Here is a 15,911-nt window from a genome sequence, read left to right as displayed (position 1 = left end):
CCCCCGGCGATAGCCTCACCGCATGGAGATCCTCGCGTACGGCGTCCAGGCAGACGAACAGCCCCTCCTGGAGAAGGCCTTCGCCGACCGGCACTCGCTGCGCACCCTGGCCGTGTTCCTCAACCGCGACACCGCCCCCCTCGCCGCCGGCTACCCCGCCGTCAGCACCAGCGTCAACGCCGAACTCGACGCCGGCACCCTCGCCGTCCTCGCCGCCGGCGGCACGGAGCTGATCGCCCAGCGCTCCACCGGCTTCAACAACATCGACCTCGACGCCGCCGCCGAACTCGGCCTCACCGTCGCCCGGGTCTCCCACTACAGCCCCTACGCGGTCGCCGAACACGCCTGGGCCCTCGCCCTCGCCGTCAACCGCCGGCTCACCCGCGCCGCCAACCGCTCCCGCGAGTTCGACTTCCGCCTCGACGGCCTCCTCGGCCGCGACATCCACGGCATGACCGTCGGCGTCATCGGCACCGGCAAGATCGGCGAGTGCTTCGCCCGGATCGCCGCCGGCTTCGGCACCCGCCTGCTCGGCTGGGACATCGCCGAGAACCCCGCCTGCCTCGACCTCGGCATGACCTACACCGAACTGCCCGAACTCCTCTCCCAGTCCGACCTGATCAGCCTGCACGTCCCGCTCCTCCCCAGCACCCACCACCTGATCGACACCGCCGCCCTCGCCCGGATGAAGGACGACGCGATCCTCGTCAACTCCAGCCGCGGCGGCCTCGTCGACAGCGCCGCCCTCGTCGAGACCCTGCGCACCGGCCGCCTCTCCGGCGTCGGCCTCGACGTCTACGAGGAGGAGACCGGCGTCTTCTTCACCGACCAGTCCATCCAGGGCATCACCGACGACACCCTCGCCCGCCTGGTCACCTTCCCCCAGGTCCTGGTCACCTCCCACCAGGCCTACTACACCCGCACCGCCGTCGGCCAGATCATCGACACCACCGCCCGCAACATCGACGACTACGCGGCGGGCCGCACCAACGAGAACACCCTCGTCCCGAAGGGCTAGCGCCCCGGCGACGGCGCCCCTGCGGTCGGGGGCGGGATCGCTGCCCCGTGTCCGTTGCCGTGGGCGCGGGGGGCTCCTGCGGAAACGTTTCGCGGCCTGCTGCGGCCGGAGAGGGGGATGGTACGGTGCCTGCGCGTGCTGCCGAGGAGACGGCTGGTGTGCGCACGGCTGGTGTTCCGGGCGGCACCGCGGCGTCCGTCGTCCGGGGCAGATGACGGACCACTGGTACGGGGGGATGATCCGGATGGGCGTGGTGCTGCCCGATGAACTGGCCTGGGTGCTGGACCTGATAGGCGTCAACTGGCCGAACGTCGACGAGGACGAGTTCCGCGAGATGGCGGACTCGTTGAGGAGTTTCGCCGAAGAGATCGACAGCGGCAATACCGATTCGCTGCGCGCTGTGCAGCGAATGGTCTCCGAGAACGCGGGACCGGCGACCGACGCGTTCGCAGCCCACTGGGACAAGATCTCCGGCAAGCACCTGCACAACCTGGCCGAGGGCGGGCGGCTGCTGGCCACCGGGCTCGACGGGGCTGCCATCGTCATCACCGGCGCCAAGGTGGCCGCGATCGCCCAACTGGTGGTCATGGCAACGGAAGTCATCGCGGCCCAGGCCGCGGCCCCCTTCACCTTCGGCCTGTCGGAGGCCGGCGCCCTCGGCGCGACGCAGGCGACCCGGCTGATCGTGAAGAGGCTGCTGAAGGAGGCCGAACGGCAGATCGTCTCGCAGTTGATGGCCGTGGCGGAAGCACCGATCGTCGACGCCCTGTCGAACATGGCAGGTGACCTGGCCATCCAGGCGGCCGGCAACGCGCTCGGCGTGCAGAAGGGCTACGACCTGCGGTCGGTGGCCGATGCCGGCCTGGACGGTGCCAGGAACACGCAGTTGGGGTCCGTACTGGGCGGGGGCAGGTAGGCATGGCGGACGAGATACGGCACGACCCGGCGGAAACGGCTGCGCTCGCCGACCGGATCGGCGCGCACGCCGACCACCTCGAGGGCACGGCCGGCGCGCACACCCGGAACACCCGTCAGCGACTGGCCTCGGTCCGGGGCCGGGATCCGCTGGCCAATGCGGTCGTCCACAGCGCGGAGCAGGTGCTCAACGTGGTCAAGCAGGCGGAACGGCAACTGCGCCGACACCTGCGGGACGTCCAGGGCGGTCTCCACGAGATGAACCGGAGGCACGAGGAGAACGACAAGGCACTTCACGACATGGTGAAGCGCATCCACACCCGGTCCGAGGCCCAGGACACCGCCCGGAAGGGCTGGACCGACCGTGCGAAGGGGCCCGACAGGAGCCTCAAGCCGGCCACGGTGACGGTGCAGTGGAGGCCCGGAATGCCGAAGGCGCAGTTCGCCCGCAAGGCGCAGCAGCTCCAGGAGTTGGGCCGCCGGGGCGAACTGTACAAGGCCACCAATCCGGTCTCGCGCGACAAGAAAATCACCGAGGACTACAAGGGTGCGCTGATCCGGATCATCAGCAACAACCACAAGGACAACCCCGAACTGGCCGAAGCGGCACGGAAAGTGGCGCGCTCGATGCATCCCGACCACATATCGGAACTCCAGACCGGAGGCCGCGACCACTGGGAGGGAATTCGAATGCTGGACGGCTACACTAATGAGGAGATCGGCAAGAGACAGATATGGCCCAGCATCAAGAACTTGCCGGACGGAACGCCCATCAAGATCAGGGTGAAATGGAAGTGACTGGATTCGACGTACCGACGGCCATCGCCGCGCTCCGAACTTCCTTGGAGGGGAACCGGGACGAATGGGAACTGTGGATGCCGGAGATCCCCGGAGGATCGGCCCCGCAGGACATCCCGGACGGCCTGCCGCCAGGACTCGCCGCTCTGCTGGCGGCCAGCGACGGGATGCACCTCGCCGCCTCCACCCGCCTGTTCGGGGTCGACGAACTCGCCTCCCGGCAGTTGCCCGATCACCTCGTCGGCGCGAAGTTGCCGGACGGCGGTGAACTGGCCGACGCGTCGGACTTCTTCTTCTTCGGCGAGGCCGCGGACAACCCCCTCCTGGTGAACGGGGCGGACGGCAGCGTCTGGCGCGTCCCGGACGACGGGGTGGTCTGGTACACCGGTTGCCGGCTCGAACGGATCGCCGGCAGCCTCGACGCGTTCGTCTCCGAATGGATCCTCACCCCGGAACGCTTCCTGGACCTGGCCGGACTGACCCCGGCCGAGGCCGCGGACAGCGATTGGTACCGTCTACTCGACTTGAGCGGCCTCGCATCCTGAAGACCCGCACTCCAGCCGAATCTAGGAGCACCGTGGCTACGCACGCCGAACTGACCGAACTCTTCGGAGCCGAAGGGATCGTGACCGTCCCGCGGGCCGAGGCGGCTGCCAACGGCGTGCCCGAGGCGGATGCCCGGGTGCTCGCCGAGGTCGGGCTGCCGGCCGAGCTCAGCGTCGTCTTCAGCCTGGCCGCCCCGGGGGAGCCGGAAGCGTTCACCCTCGTTCCGGTGGACACCGGCGACAGCGTCGTCAAGGTGCTGTGCCTCGGCGGCCCCACCGGCAACCGCGAGATGCGCTACTGCCTCGACCTCGAGGACGGCTACGTCATCCTGCTCACCCTCGGGGAGCAGCCGGGCGCCGAGATCGTCAACACCACGCTGGACGACTTCGTCGAGTTCCTGTACCGGTTCGGACTGCGCTTCGAGCACGTCGCCGCGGTCGGCGACCGGCAGGCCGACGAGTACACCGAGCAGCTCCGTGCGTACCTGGAAGCCCGCGACCCGCAGGCGTTCGCCGAGGAGGACTGCTGGTGGAGCATGGTCTTCGACCGTCTGCTGGGCAAGGAGTTCTGACCGGGACGCTCCCGCCGCCGGGGGCGCCCGGCGGGGCGGGGTAAGCGGCGCTTAGGCTGGGGGCCGAACGAAACCGGTCCAAAGCGGACCGGGCCACACCGGGTCGGGTCGGGCTGCCGCGCGTGCGGCGGGCCGGGCGGCATGGACGAAAGCGGGGCCGCCCGATGGGCGACGGCATGGCGGGGATGCACCACCACGGAGGGGGACCACTTCCTCCCTTCTCCTTCTCCCGTGCGCTGGAGTGGTCGCCGGACTGGCCCTACCTGGTGTTCTGCGTGCTCGCCCTCGGCCTGTACCTGGCGGGGGCGGTCCGGTTGTGGCGGCGCGGTGACAAGTGGCCGGTCGGCCGGGTGGTCGCCTGGACGGCCGGGGTCGGCACGGTGCTGCTGGTCACCAACACCGGGCTGAACGACTACGGCATGGTGCTGTTCAGCGCGCACATGATGCAGCACATGGTGCTGTCCATGCTGTCGCCGATCCTGCTGCTGCTCGGCGCCCCGATCACGCTGTCGCTGCGCGCCCTGCGCCCGGCCCGCAAGGGCAGCGGGAAGGGGCCGCGCGAACTGCTGGTGGCCCTGCTGCACTCGACCTACGTGCGGATCGTCTCGCACCCGGCGTTCACCATCCCGGCGTTCATCGCCAGCCTGTACGTGCTGTACTTCACGCCGCTGTTCGACTTCCTGATGCAGTACCGGATCGGGCACCTGGCGATGATGCTGCACTTCCTGGCCGTCGGCATGCTGTTCTTCTGGCCGATCATGGGCGTCGACCCGGGCCCGCACCGCCCCGGCTTCGTGATGCGGATCATCGAGCTGTTCATGGGGATGCCGTTCCACGCGTTCTTCGGCGTCGCCGTGATGATGGCCTCCGGGCAGCTGGTGTCCACCTTCAGTTCCGGGACGGCGCCGCTGGGCACCAACCTGCACGACGACCAGCAGTTGGCGGGCGGCATCACCTGGGCGTTCGGCGAGATCCCGACCGCGATCGTGCTGATCGCGCTGACCCTGCAGTGGGCCAAGTCCGAGGAGCGGCAGGCCCGCCGCCGGGACCGGGCCGCCGACCGGGACGGCGACGCCGAGCTGGAGGCGTACAACCGGTACCTGGCCTCGCTGGAGCGGGGCGCCAACCGCGCCGCCGGCTGAGCCCCCTCGCAGCGGCGGCGCACCGCCCGGAACGGGAAGTCCCGTTCCGGGCGGTGCGCGTTTCCGGGGGCGGTCAGCCGATGCCCTGGCGGTCGGGGGTCAGGGCGAACAGGCGGTTGTCCTGGTCGCGGACGGCGGCGGCCACGGCCCGTTCCAGGAGCGCGCGTTGGAGCAGCAGCGGGGCGCGGCGGGGTTCGGGGGTGATCCGCAGCAGGTCGTCGAGGGCGGCGGCGAGGCGGCGGGTGACCTGGGGCTGGCCGGCGCCGCAGATCCGGATCTCGGTGAACGCCAGGTCGACGGTGGCCTCCCAGCCCGGCACCGGCTGGACCAGCCGCACCGCGCCGTCCTTGTCGCGGTGGCGCAGCTCGCCGAGGTGGACGGGGGCGAGGACGGCCAGCAGCTGGTGGATCCGGTCGACGGCCTGGACGGCGGTGGTGGGGTCGTTGATCGCCGGGGAGAGCGCGCGGATGGCGATGTCGACGAGCTGGCGGAAGCCGAAGCTGAGGTCCTGGTGCATGGTGCGGTCGACGCCGACGTTCAGCGCGGTGGTGATCCGGCGCGGCCGGGGCGGGGTGCCGCCGACCACGACCACGGTGGGGGTGCCGGGGGCGATGAAGTCGCCGATCCGGGGCACCTGGTGCAGCACCGTGCCGTGCCGCCGGGCGACCCGGATCAGCCACCGGATGTTGACGTCCCGCAGGACGCCGCCGCGGCCCTCGTGCAGCAGGGTCGGGCCCTGCGGCGGCGTGCCGGGCGCCGGTCCGACCTCGGGGGCCAGCCAGCGGTAGTCCTGCAGCACCTGGAGGGACTCCCGGGTGACCCGGTCGATCACGTGCGGCACCCGCAGCAGGCGCAGCGTCGCCTGCACGTACAGCACGAACAGCGCCAGGCTGAGCATCACCATGGCGAGCGCGACGACCGTGGAGACGATCGGGACGGAGACGGCGCGGGACGGGTCGGCGGTGTCGTCGTAGCCGAGCTGGACGAGCAGGGTGTAGACGAAGGTGGCCAGGCAGGTGGCGAAGGTCGCCTTGATCAGGCGGCTGCGCACGTACAGGCGCAGCACCCGGGGGCTGAACTGGCTGGCGGCCATCTGCAGCGAGACCAGCGAGATCGAGAAGACCACGCCGATGAAGGTCAGCATCGCCGAGCTGACGGTGGAGACCACGCTCTTGGCGGCCGAGCTGAACGACAGCAGGGTGTCGGCGGTCTGGGCGGCGGTCGCCTCGGCGAAGATCTCCCGGTCCAGCAGGTCGGTGAGCCCGGCCAGCAGCACCGCGCCGAGACAGGTAAGCATCGGGGCGAACCAGAACGCCTCGCGCAGGTGCTCCCGCAGGGGCGACAGCGCCCGGTACCGCGGCCGGCGCTTCGGGCTGTGCTGCTCGCTCATCGGGCCAGGCTAGCCGGGCGGGGCGGCGGCGGCCGGAAAGGACGCGGCGGCGGTGACCTGGACGGACGTGAGGTGCGGGGGGCGTGGGAGGGGCGCGGGAGGGGTGTGGTGATCCGCGGCGGGGTAGGTCGGACGGCATGTGGGCGGCGGTGGGCCGCCCGGGCGGAGGGAGCGGGCGTGGACGCCGAACTGCGGAGGGCCGTCACCGGGCTGGAGGAGTCGCGGGCCAGGCTCCGGGAGGAGACGCTCGCGCCGTTGCGGGCCCGCCGGGAGGACGTTCCGGCGGCGGACGAGCACCTGCTGCTGGGGGCGATCGCCGCGGTGGTGGAGTCCGTGCAGGAGCTGACCGGGGCCGCCGGCGAGCGTCGCACCACCCCCGACACCGGGTTGGCCCTGACCAACGCCTCCCGCCGGCTGGCCGACACCGCCGGCCTGCTGCGCGAGGCCGAGCTCCGGGCCCGGCAGAACGCCTGACCCGGGGTCGGCGGACGGTCGGGCGTCGGGCGTCGGGCGTCGGGCGTCGGGCGGTCGGGCGTCGGGCGTCGGGCGTCGGGCGTGGGACGGTCGGGCGTCGGGCGGTCGGGCCGGGTCGCTGCTTCCCGTTGCGGCCGCTGCTGCTACGTTTAGCGCTAAACACGGCTCGGGAGCAGCGGGAGGCAACCCCATGGCCGAACCGGCGGACGGCAGCCCGGACGGCGACGCGGTCGACGCCGCGGGCCGCGACGCGACGGGCGGCGCAGCGGACGGCGGCCCGAACGGCGGCGGCGCGGGCGGGCGCGGGCCCGGGGAGCGGTCGGCGGCGGCGATCGCGGCGGCGTGGCAGCGCGAGCGGCCGGGCACGCCGACCGGCTCGATCGAGATCGTCACCCCGATCTGGCGGCTGGCCAAGCTCTTCGCGGACGACCGCAACCGGGTGCTGCGGGCGGCCGGGATCGACGCCGCCACCCTCGACCTGCTGGCGGTGCTGCGCCGCTCCGGCGCGCCGTACGCGCTGACGACCCGTGAGCTGACCCGGCGCACCCTGGTCACCGCGGGGGCGATCTCGCAGCGGGTGGCCCGGGCCGAGCGCGAGGGGCTGGTGCGCCGCTCCCCCGACCCGGCCGGCGCCCGGGCGGTGCTGGTCTCGCTCACCCCGGAGGGGCACGCCCTGGTCGAGCGCTCGGTGGACGCCGTGCTGGGCCGGGAGGCCGAGCTGGTCACCGGCCTGTCACCCGCCGAGCGCGACCGCCTCGCCGCCCTCCTCGACCGGCTGCTCACCGGCCTGCACGGGCGGATCGGCCCCGCCGAGTAGGCCACGGTCCCGTCCTGGCCGTCCGGGTCCTCCCGGCTTCCAGGGGGCGGTCAGCCCGTTCTGAGCCGACGGTCAGATTCTCGCCCGTTTCTCATCCACCGCGCCTAGCCCCCCCCCCGCATGAACGTCTCCCTGCTCGACGGCTGGTTCCCCTGGACGGTCCAGGCCGCAGCCCTCGCCCTGTTCCTGACGGCGGTGGGCCTGCGGGACCGGGTCTGGCGGCGCAAGTGGGGTCCGATCGCGCTCGGCACGGCGCTGGCGGTCACCGCGGCCGGCGCCGTCGCCGTGCTCTCGCTGTCCGGGGTCACCGACCCCGCCCCGTTCGGGGTGTGGCTGTGGGGCGGGGTGGCGGTCGGGGCGTTCTCGGTGCTCGGCTTCGGCTGGCGCAGCGCCCGGTGGTGGCGGCGGGTGCTGGTGCTGCCGGCCGCGCTGCTGGCGCTGTTCTGCGCCGCGAACAGCGTGAACACGGCCACCGGCTACTACCCGACGGCCGAGGACGCGATCGGCGAGCTCAGCGGTCGGCCGCTGCCGGACCAGATCACCGTGGCGGACCTCGCCGAGATCCACGGCAGGACCCGGACCGGGCGCATCGTCCAGGTCGACATCTAGTTGAACATGTTCAATACGGCGGGTGTCGGAATGCCCGACGACCCGCGCCCGACCCGCCCCCTCCCCGCCACCTGAGCTGATGTTCAGTCAGTCGCGGCAGCGAACGAGGGTGAGGCGCACGGAAGTTCGAGCATGACCAAGACTGGAAGGAAACTTTACTTTCTACTATTCTCACTGACGGCGGCTCGGCGCGGCGCCCGCACCGGATGGGGCGTGACGCGCTCAGTGAGAGCTCTGGTCCGGCCGCTGCGGTGGTGTGCGGTCACTGCTTCTCCGGTGCGGCCCGTCCGTGGTGTGCGCCGGTGTCCAGCTCTCCCCCTCTTCCAGGTCAGGGAGTTCAGATGCACCAGGGAATCACGGCCGGGCGGGCCCGGATCGGCGTGTACGCCGCCGTGCTCGCGTTGTTGGGCGGGTTGCTGCTCGGCTGGTCCGGGCGGGCGGGGGCGGCGGCCGATCCGCTGCTCTCCAAGGGGCGGGCGGCCGTCGCGTCCTCCACCGAAGGGTCCTCGTACGCCGCGGCGAAGGCGTTCGACGGCAGCGGCAGCACCCGGTGGGCCAGTGCGGAGGGCAAGGACCCGCAGTGGCTGCAGGTCGACCTCGGCGCGAGTGCCGACGTCTCGCGGGTCAAGCTGAGTTGGGAGGCCGCCTACGCCAGGGCCTACCGGCTGGAGGTCTCCGCCGACGGCACCACCTGGAGTCCCGTCGCCACCGAGAAGGCCGGCGACGGCGGCACCGACGAGTTCACCGGCCTGTCCGGCAAGGGCCGCTACGTCCGGATGTACGGCACCGCCCGCGGCACCTCGTACGGGTACTCGCTGTACGAGATGGAGGTCTACGGGACGTTCGGCGGCTCCACGCCGAGCCCCTCGCCGAGCCCCTCGCCCAGCGGCGGCACGCCGGGCACCGGCGCGTTCACCGTGGTCGCGGCCGGTGACATCGCCGCCCAGTGCACCGCCGCCGACAGCGGCTGCGCCCACCCGAAGACCGCCAAGCTCGCCCAGCAGATCAACCCGGCGTTCTACCTCACCATGGGCGACAGCCAGTACGACGACGCCCGGCTGTCGGACTTCAAGAACTACTACGACAAGACCTGGGGCGCCTTCAAGACCAAGACCCACCCCGTCCCCGGCAACCACGAGACCTACGACCCGGCCGGCCCGCTGTCCGGCTACAAGTCCTACTTCGGCGCGATCGCCTACCCGCAGGGCAAGAGCTACTACAGCTACGACCAGGGGAACTGGCACTTCGTCGCGCTGGACTCCAACTCCTTCGACCAGAGCGCCCAGATCGACTGGCTGAAGGCCGACCTGGCCGCCAACAGCAAGAAGTGCGTCGCCGCCTACTGGCACCACCCGCTCTACTCCTCCGGCGGCCACGGCAACGACCCGGTCTCCAAGCCGGTCTGGAAGATCCTCTACGCCGCCAGGGCCGACCTGGTCCTCAACGGCCACGACCACCACTACGAGCGCTTCGCCCCGCAGGACCCGGACGGGAAGGCCACCGCCGACGGCATGGTCGAGATCGTCGGCGGCATGGGCGGCGCCGAGCCCTACCCGATCGAGCAGGTCCAGCCCAACAGCCAGAAGCGGATCAGCGGCGACTACGGCGTCCTGAAGCTCGACTTCACCGACACCGGCTACAGCTGGACCTACGTCGGCACCGACGGCCAGGTCAAGGACACCAGCCCGAACTACAACTGCCACTGATGATGTACCTGGCCACCACCGGCCGCCGACCGGACGCGCCGTCCCGCCCCCGCACCGGGGCGGGGCGGCGGGTCCCCGGCACCGTCCTCGCGCTCGGGGCGGTCAGCCTGGTCACCGACGTCTCCTCGGAGATGGTCACCGCCGTGCTGCCGCTCTACCTGGTGCTCGGCCTCGGCCTGTCACCCCTCCAGTTCGGCTTCCTCGACGGCCTGTTCAACGGCGCCACCGCACTGGTCCGACTGCTCGGCGGACGGCTCGCCGACCGCGGCGGCGGCCGGCACAAGGCCGTCGCCGGGGCCGGCTACCTGCTCTCCGCGCTCTCCCGGCTCGGCCTGCTGCTGGCCGGCGGCGCCGCCACCGGCATCGCCGCCGCGCTCGCCGCCGACCGGCTCGGCAAGGGCGTGCGCACCGCGCCCCGGGACGCGCTGATCTCGCTCAGCACGCCCCCCGCCGACCTCGGCCGGGCCTTCGGCGTGCACCGCGCCATGGACACCACCGGCGCCCTGCTCGGCCCGCTGGCCGCCTTCGCCGTGCTCTGGGCCGCCGCCGACGCGTACGACGCCGTCTTCGTGGTCTCCTTCGCCACCGGGCTGCTCGGCGTGCTGGTGCTGGTGCTGTTCGTCCGCGACGGCGCCGGTGCCGGTACCCCGGCCGGGCCCGCAGCCCGCGCCGACCGGCCGACGGTCCGTCAACTGCTGCGCGAGCCCGCACTGCGGCGGATCACCGGCGCCGCCGCGCTGCTCGGCGCCGCCACCGTCGGCGACTCCTTCCTCTACCTGCTGCTGCAGCGCGTCCTGGGCCTGCCGCCCGAGGTCTTCCCGCTGCTGCCGCTCGGCTCCGCCGCCTGCTACCTGCTGCTGGCCGTCCCCGCCGGACGGCTCGCCGACCGCACCGGGCGGCGCGCCCCGTTCCTCGCCGGGCACCTCGCCCTGCTGGCCGGCTACCTGCTGCTGCTCGTCCCGGCCGGCTGGGCCACCCTCGCCCTGGTGCTCGTCCTGCTCGGCGTCTTCTACGCCGCCACCGACGGCGTCCTGATGGCACTGGCCGGACCCGTCCTGCCCGCCGCCGGCCGGGCCGGCGCACTCGCCGTCGTCCAGACCGGCCAGGCCCTGGCCCGCCTGGTCGGCGCCGCCGGCTTCGGCGCGGCCTGGACCTGGTGGGGCACCCGCCCCGCCTTGGCCGCCGCCGCCCTCGCCCTGGCCGCCGCCCTGCTCGCGGCCCGCCGCGTCCTGCCCGAAGGGAAGGTTTCATGACCACGGTCGACAGGCCCGGAGCGGTGGGGCAGGACGGGACGGCAGCGGACGAGGCGGCGGGGTGGCGGTTCCCGGTGTGGCGGTCGGTGGTGCTGGGGGTCGCCCTGCTCGCGCTGCTCGGCGGTTCGCTCGGGTACGTGCTGCACGCCCGCGAGCGCGGCGGGGCGCACCGGGAGGTGGCGGCCGACGCCTCGTTCGCCCTCGACCGGCCCGGGCTCTACTACCGGGACGCCGCCAGCGGGCGGGTGGCCCGGGAGGGCGGGCCGGTCGGCGGGCCGTCCTGCGAGCGCTTCTACGCCGGGGGCGAGCGCGCGCTGTGCCTGCGGGCGCTGCCCGGCACGCCGGTCCGCACCGAAGCCGTCGTCTACGACCGGGAGTTCACCCGGCTGCAGAGCGTCGTCGTGCCCGGCGTCCCGAACCGGGCCCGGGTCTCCGCCTCCGGCAACCTGCTCTCCTGGACGGCCTTCGCCGTCGGCGACTCCTACGCCGTCAGCGGCTTCTCCACCCGCACCTCCGTCCTGGACCTGCGCTCGGGCTACCTGATCAAGTCGATCGAGGACATCCCGCTGACCGTGGACGGCGTCCGCTACCACGCCGCGGACGTCAACTACTGGGGCGTCGGTTTCGCCGCCGACGACAACCGGTTCTACGCCACGGTCTCCACCCGCGGCCGCACCCACCTGGTCGAGGGCGACCTCGCGGGCTGGTCCGCCCGCACCCTGAGGGAGAACGTCGAGTGCCCGTCGCTCTCCCCGGACGGCACCCGGCTCGCCTTCAAGAAGAAGGTCTCCGACGACCCGGCCGCCCCGTGGCGGCTGTACGTCCTCGACCTCGCCGACCTGCGCGAGCACCCGCTCGCCGAGACCCGCAGCGTCGACGACCAGGCCGCCTGGCTGGACGGCGACACCCTCGGCTACGCCCTCCCCGCGGGCAGCGGCCGCGGCAGCGACCTCTGGACCGTCCCCGCCGACGGCACCGGCGCCCCCGCCCTGCGCGTCCCCGGCGCCTCCTCGCCGGTCGCCGTGCGGACCTGACGGCCTCCTGCACGACGCGGGACGGCCGGCTGGCCGGACGGACGGGTAGCCGGGTGGCCGGACGGACGGGCGGCCGGCGGACCCGGCCCTGGGCGGTGTGGCGGGTCGGTGTCAGGAGGCCCGGAGGCGGGTCACCAGCGGTACCAGCGGTGGCGGCCGCCGGAGGGGTGGGTGCCGCGGGCCACGAAACCGACCAGCCAGAACACCAGGACGACCACGGCGACCAGCCAGAGGAACTTCACCGCGAAACCGGCGCCGAACAGCAGCAGCGCGAGGAGCAGGATCAGAAGAAGGGGAACCACGACGACCTCCCGAGACTCGATTGTCGCGACCTCTGCTGCCCGGGGCCGCACCGAATATTCGTGGGAATCTTCCGGCGGACCCGGGGCACCCGACTGTTCGTCAGCACGGAACCGGCAGCCAGGAGGCGGACATGACGACGGGTGACAAGGCCGAGAACACCGGCGAGAAGATCAAGGGCGCCGTCAAGAAGAACGTCGGCAAGGCCGTCGGCAACGAGCGCCTGGAGGCGCAGGGCCGGGCCGAGCAGGCCAAGGGCGGCCTCAAGCAGGCCGGGGAGGACGTGAAGGACGCCTTCCGCAGCTGAGCGACCGGCCTCCCGGAACTCCGCTGCGCCGCAGGCGGCAGCGGACACCGACGCCGCCCCGGCGTGATCCCACACCTCCGCCGCGGCGGTGCGGCCGGTGAAGCCAGACCCGGCCGAGCAGGCCCCGGACACCGATCCCCCTCACCGGTGACGTGTCCGGGGCCTCGCCACGCCCGTCCGCGCCCCTCCGCCCGCGCCGCGCCCGCACACATCACCACCCGGCCCGCCCCCGCAGCGGCTGGCCGCCTGCGCACGGAGGGCCTGCGGAGTGCTTCGGCCCGGCGCGACGGGGCAACCGGAGGGTGCCCACGGGGCCGCGAGCGGAACGGACGTATGACCATGAAGATGCCACCGGGACTGCGCGTCGTCACCACCGGAGCCGCGGACGGGATCCGCCGACGGCTGCTGGTGCCTCCCGACGCCGCCCCGACCGCACCCGCGGCCGACCCGGCGCCGTCCGCGGCGCCCGCCCGGCGCTCCTCCTCCGCCCGGCTGCCCGGGTTCTCCACCGGCCTGCGGCTGGCGCTCGGCGCGCTCACCGGCTGGTTCCTCTTCCGCCAACTGCTGCGCCTGGAGGAGTTCCTGACGCTGCTGCTGCTCTCCGCCTTCCTCGCGGTGAGCCTGGAGCCGGTCGTCGCCGCCCTGTGCCGGCGCCGCCTGCGACGCGGCTGGGCGGTGGCCGCCGTGCTCGGCGCCTTCCTGCTCCTGGCCGCGGGCTTCCTGCTGCTGGTGGTCCCCCCGGTGGGCCAGGAGGCCGGCGTACTGGCCCGGCGCATCCCGCTCTGGCTGGCCCAGGTGCACGACCACCACTCGGCGCTCGGCCGGATCGAGGACCGCTTCCACCTCGCCGAACAGGCCAAGAGCGCCCTCGGCGGCAGCGCGGGCCCCGGCCTGATGGGCGGCGTGCTGGGGGCCGGCCGCCTGCTGCTCGACACCGTCACCTCGGTCACCGTGGTCGCCACCGTGACCCTCTACCTGATGGCCGGGATGCCCGACATCAAGGAGTTCTGCTACCGCTTCGTGAAGGGCAGCCGGCGCGGCCGGGCCCGCGAACTGACCGAGGAGATCCTCGCCCGCACCGGGCGCTACATGCTCGGCAACCTGGTCACCTCCGCGATCGCCGGCCTGGCCACCGCCGTGTGGTGCGCCGCGGTCGGCGTGCCGTACGCCGCCGCCCTCGGCGTGTTCGTGGCCCTGATGGACCTGGTGCCGATCGTCGGCTCCACCATCGGCGGCGTCGTCGTCAGCCTGGTCGCCCTCGCGGTCTCCTGGCCGGTCGCTCTGGCCACGGCCGGCTTCTACGTCGGCTTCCGGCTGCTGGAGGACTACCTGATCATGCCGCGGACGATGAAGTTCGCCGTCGACGTCCACCCCTTCGTCACCATCGTGGCCGTCCTGGTCGGCGGCGCGCTGCTGGGCATCGTCGGCGCACTGGTCGCCGTGCCCGCCGCGGTCGCCCTCGGCCTGCTGCTGGACGAGTTCGTCTTCCCGCACCTCGACCGCCGCTGACCGGCCGGAGGCGAGGCGAGAGCGGGGCCGGCCTGCCCCGCTCTCGCCGCCGGCGGATCGCCGCCTCGCCTCACCGGCCGTCGGGCTGGTTCCCCACGACCGGGAGCAGGGTGCCGCCGGTGAGGCGCAGGAGTTCGTCGGCGGTGGTCGGGAAGACCGTGTGCGGGGTGCCGGCGGCGGCCCAGATGCGGGGGTAGTCGGTGAGGGCGAGGTCGACGACGGTCGGCAGCGGGCGCGGGTGGCCGGTCGGGGCGACGCCGCCGATGGCCTGGCCGGTGGCCTCGCGGACCTGCTCGGGGTGGCCCGGCGGAGCGGGCCGCGGCCCCAGCGGGCGGCGAGCGCGGCGGTGTCGACCCGGTGGCGGCCGCTGGTGAGGACCAGGACGGGCTCGCCGTCGGAGAGGAACACCAGGCTGTTCGCGATCGCGCCGACCTCGCAGCCGAGCGCGGCGGCGGCCTCGGCGGCGGTGCGGGCGGAGTCGGCGAGCAGGTGGACCTCCCCCGGGATCCCGGCGGCGGCGAGGGCGGCCGCGACCTGGGCGCTGCGGGGCGGGAGGGCGGGGGGCGCTGCTGGTTCCACGGGGGCTCCTCGGGGCGTTCGCGTTCCGCAGCCGGGCGGTCAGAACCATCCAGGCAGGCGGTCAGGCGGTCAGGCGGTCAGGCGGTCAGGCGGTCAGGCGGTCAGGCGGTCAGGCGGTCAGGCGGTCAGGCGGTCAGGCGGTCAGGCGGTCAGGCAAGCAAATAGGCGAGCAATCGGCCAGGCAGGCAGAGGGCAGAGGGCAGAGGTAGGGGCAGGGAGACGGGCAGGCAGGGGCGAGGCGTTCCATATACGGAACGTTCCGCGTGTGGAACGATAGACCGCGTGCGAGCAACGGATCAACCGATTTCGGCGAGCGCCGGGCTCTCCGCGGGGATAGGGCTGCGGCTGCGCGAGCTGCGCGCGGCCCGCGGGCTCTCCCTCTCCGAGCTGGCCCGCCGTTCGGGCGTCGGCAAGGCCACCCTGTCGGGGCTGGAGGCGGGCACCCGCAATCCGACGCTGGAGACGCTGTACGCGCTGACCACCGCGCTCGGCCTGCCGCTGAGCGCCGCGCTGCCCGCGCCCGAGCCGCCCGCCGGGGAGGCGGGCGGGGAGGCGGCGGTGTCGGGGCGGGTGCTGGACGCCGTGCTGCTGGAGCGGTTCGAGGACGCGGCGGCGGTGTCGGAGACGTACCGGATCCGGATCCGGCCGGGCGGGGTGCAGCGTTCCGCGGCGCACCCGCCGGGCACCGTGGAGCACCTGGTGGTCCTGGCGGGCACCGCGCTGGTGGGCGCCGGGGCGGACCTGGTCGAGGTCGGTCCGGGCGGGCACCACAGCTGGGCGGCGGACGTCCCGCACCGGTACCGGGCGGCGGCGCGGCAGGAGGTGGCGGCGGTGCTGGTGGTGCGTCACCCGCACCGGTGGCCGCACGAGAGTTGATCATGGTCGGGGCGGCGTGCCATCCTCGGCGGTCGAGGTCGGGGCCGGCAGGAACCGACGGGTGCCG

17 protein-coding genes and 1 pseudogene are annotated in these 15,911 nt (G+C 73.4%); 15 read left to right on the top strand and 3 right to left on the bottom strand.

The window, feature by feature from the left end; genetic code table 11:
- The first annotated feature begins 22 nt into the window (after positions 1-22).
- The 6 genes from EDD39_RS21285 to EDD39_RS21260 all read left to right on the top strand — a co-directional run bounded on the left by EDD39_RS21285 (position 23) and on the right by EDD39_RS21260 (position 4,990).
- Positions 23-1,018, top strand: a complete 996-nt coding sequence (locus tag EDD39_RS21285) for a 2-hydroxyacid dehydrogenase (protein WP_123558319.1) — start codon at positions 23-25, stop codon at positions 1,016-1,018.
- Positions 1,019-1,262: 244 nt separating this feature from the next.
- A complete protein-coding gene (locus EDD39_RS21280) occupies positions 1,263-1,934 on the top strand; it encodes a WXG100-like domain-containing protein (RefSeq protein ID WP_148089489.1) in 672 nt (223 codons plus the stop codon).
- Positions 1,935-1,936: 2 nt separating this feature from the next.
- Positions 1,937-2,731 (top strand): hypothetical protein, encoded by a 795-nt coding sequence (locus EDD39_RS21275; RefSeq protein ID WP_123558315.1) that lies wholly within the window; start codon positions 1,937-1,939, stop codon positions 2,729-2,731.
- On the top strand, positions 2,668-3,276 hold the full coding sequence (locus EDD39_RS21270; RefSeq protein ID WP_148089488.1) for a hypothetical protein: 609 nt from the start codon (positions 2,668-2,670) through the stop codon (positions 3,274-3,276). Before EDD39_RS21275 ends, EDD39_RS21270 begins: the two co-directional genes overlap by 64 nt.
- Positions 3,277-3,308: 32 nt before the next feature.
- Entirely contained in the window at positions 3,309-3,848 is a 540-nt protein-coding gene (locus tag EDD39_RS21265; RefSeq protein WP_123558311.1) for an SUKH-4 family immunity protein, read from the top strand.
- Between the two features lie 185 nt (positions 3,849-4,033).
- Positions 4,034-4,990, top strand: coding sequence for a cytochrome c oxidase assembly protein (locus EDD39_RS21260; RefSeq protein WP_123560697.1), 957 nt, complete (start codon positions 4,034-4,036; stop codon positions 4,988-4,990).
- A gap of 73 nt (positions 4,991-5,063) precedes the next feature.
- Here EDD39_RS21260 and EDD39_RS21255 read toward each other — a convergent pair whose 3' ends face one another.
- A complete protein-coding gene (locus EDD39_RS21255; protein WP_123558309.1) occupies positions 5,064-6,380 on the bottom strand; it encodes a DUF2254 domain-containing protein in 1,317 nt (438 codons plus the stop codon).
- Between the two features lie 177 nt (positions 6,381-6,557).
- Between EDD39_RS21255 and EDD39_RS21250 the strand changes: the two genes are divergently transcribed.
- From EDD39_RS21250 to EDD39_RS21225, 6 genes are all read left to right on the top strand, one after another.
- Positions 6,558-6,854, top strand: a complete 297-nt coding sequence (locus tag EDD39_RS21250; RefSeq protein ID WP_123558307.1) for a hypothetical protein — start codon at positions 6,558-6,560, stop codon at positions 6,852-6,854.
- 190 nt (positions 6,855-7,044) lie between these two features.
- Positions 7,045-7,671 carry a MarR family winged helix-turn-helix transcriptional regulator gene (locus tag EDD39_RS21245; protein WP_123558305.1) on the top strand — a complete coding sequence of 209 codons (627 nt, stop codon included), beginning with the start codon at positions 7,045-7,047 and terminating at the stop codon, positions 7,669-7,671.
- Positions 7,672-7,791: 120 nt separating this feature from the next.
- Positions 7,792-8,280, top strand: coding sequence for a hypothetical protein (locus EDD39_RS21240; RefSeq protein ID WP_123558303.1), 489 nt, complete (start codon positions 7,792-7,794; stop codon positions 8,278-8,280).
- A 341-nt stretch (positions 8,281-8,621) separates the two neighbouring features.
- The gene (locus tag EDD39_RS21235; RefSeq protein WP_123558301.1) at positions 8,622-9,986 is read left to right on the top strand and encodes a discoidin domain-containing protein; all 1,365 of its coding nucleotides are present in this window, start codon (positions 8,622-8,624) and stop codon (positions 9,984-9,986) included.
- A gap of 2 nt (positions 9,987-9,988) precedes the next feature.
- On the top strand, positions 9,989-11,239 hold the full coding sequence (locus tag EDD39_RS21230) for an MFS transporter (RefSeq protein ID WP_123558299.1): 1,251 nt from the start codon (positions 9,989-9,991) through the stop codon (positions 11,237-11,239).
- On the top strand, positions 11,236-12,273 hold the full coding sequence (locus EDD39_RS21225; protein ID WP_244256881.1) for a TolB family protein: 1,038 nt from the start codon (positions 11,236-11,238) through the stop codon (positions 12,271-12,273). Before EDD39_RS21230 ends, EDD39_RS21225 begins: the two co-directional genes overlap by 4 nt.
- Positions 12,274-12,404: 131 nt before the next feature.
- Here the strand turns inward: EDD39_RS21225 and EDD39_RS21220 are convergent, their stop codons facing one another.
- Positions 12,405-12,575, bottom strand: coding sequence for a hydrophobic protein (locus EDD39_RS21220; protein WP_123558297.1), 171 nt, complete (start codon positions 12,573-12,575; stop codon positions 12,405-12,407).
- A gap of 131 nt (positions 12,576-12,706) precedes the next feature.
- On the opposite strand from EDD39_RS21220, the gene EDD39_RS21215 reads away from it, so the two are divergent.
- Together EDD39_RS21215 and EDD39_RS21210 are read left to right on the top strand one after the other, a co-directional pair.
- Entirely contained in the window at positions 12,707-12,880 is a 174-nt protein-coding gene (locus tag EDD39_RS21215; protein WP_123558295.1) for a CsbD family protein, read from the top strand.
- Between the two features lie 339 nt (positions 12,881-13,219).
- Entirely contained in the window at positions 13,220-14,389 is a 1,170-nt protein-coding gene (locus tag EDD39_RS21210) for an AI-2E family transporter (RefSeq protein WP_244256879.1), read from the top strand.
- Positions 14,390-14,522: 133 nt separating this feature from the next.
- On the opposite strand, the pseudogene EDD39_RS21205 reads toward EDD39_RS21210, so the two are convergent.
- Positions 14,523-14,968, bottom strand: a pseudogene (locus EDD39_RS21205) (YbaK/EbsC family protein); the annotation flags it as partial.
- Positions 14,969-15,250: 282 nt separating this feature from the next.
- On the opposite strand from EDD39_RS21205, the gene EDD39_RS21200 reads away from it, so the two are divergent.
- Positions 15,251-15,844 (top strand): helix-turn-helix domain-containing protein, encoded by a 594-nt coding sequence (locus EDD39_RS21200; protein ID WP_244256877.1) that lies wholly within the window; start codon positions 15,251-15,253, stop codon positions 15,842-15,844.
- Positions 15,845-15,911 lie beyond the last annotated feature (67 nt).

The sequence above is a fragment of the Kitasatospora cineracea genome, from assembly GCF_003751605.1.
Taxonomy (GTDB): Bacteria; Actinomycetota; Actinomycetes; order Streptomycetales; family Streptomycetaceae; genus Kitasatospora; species Kitasatospora cineracea.
The sequence above is the reverse complement of the archived record's forward strand: the minus strand, read 5'-3'. Positions and strand labels throughout refer to the sequence as shown.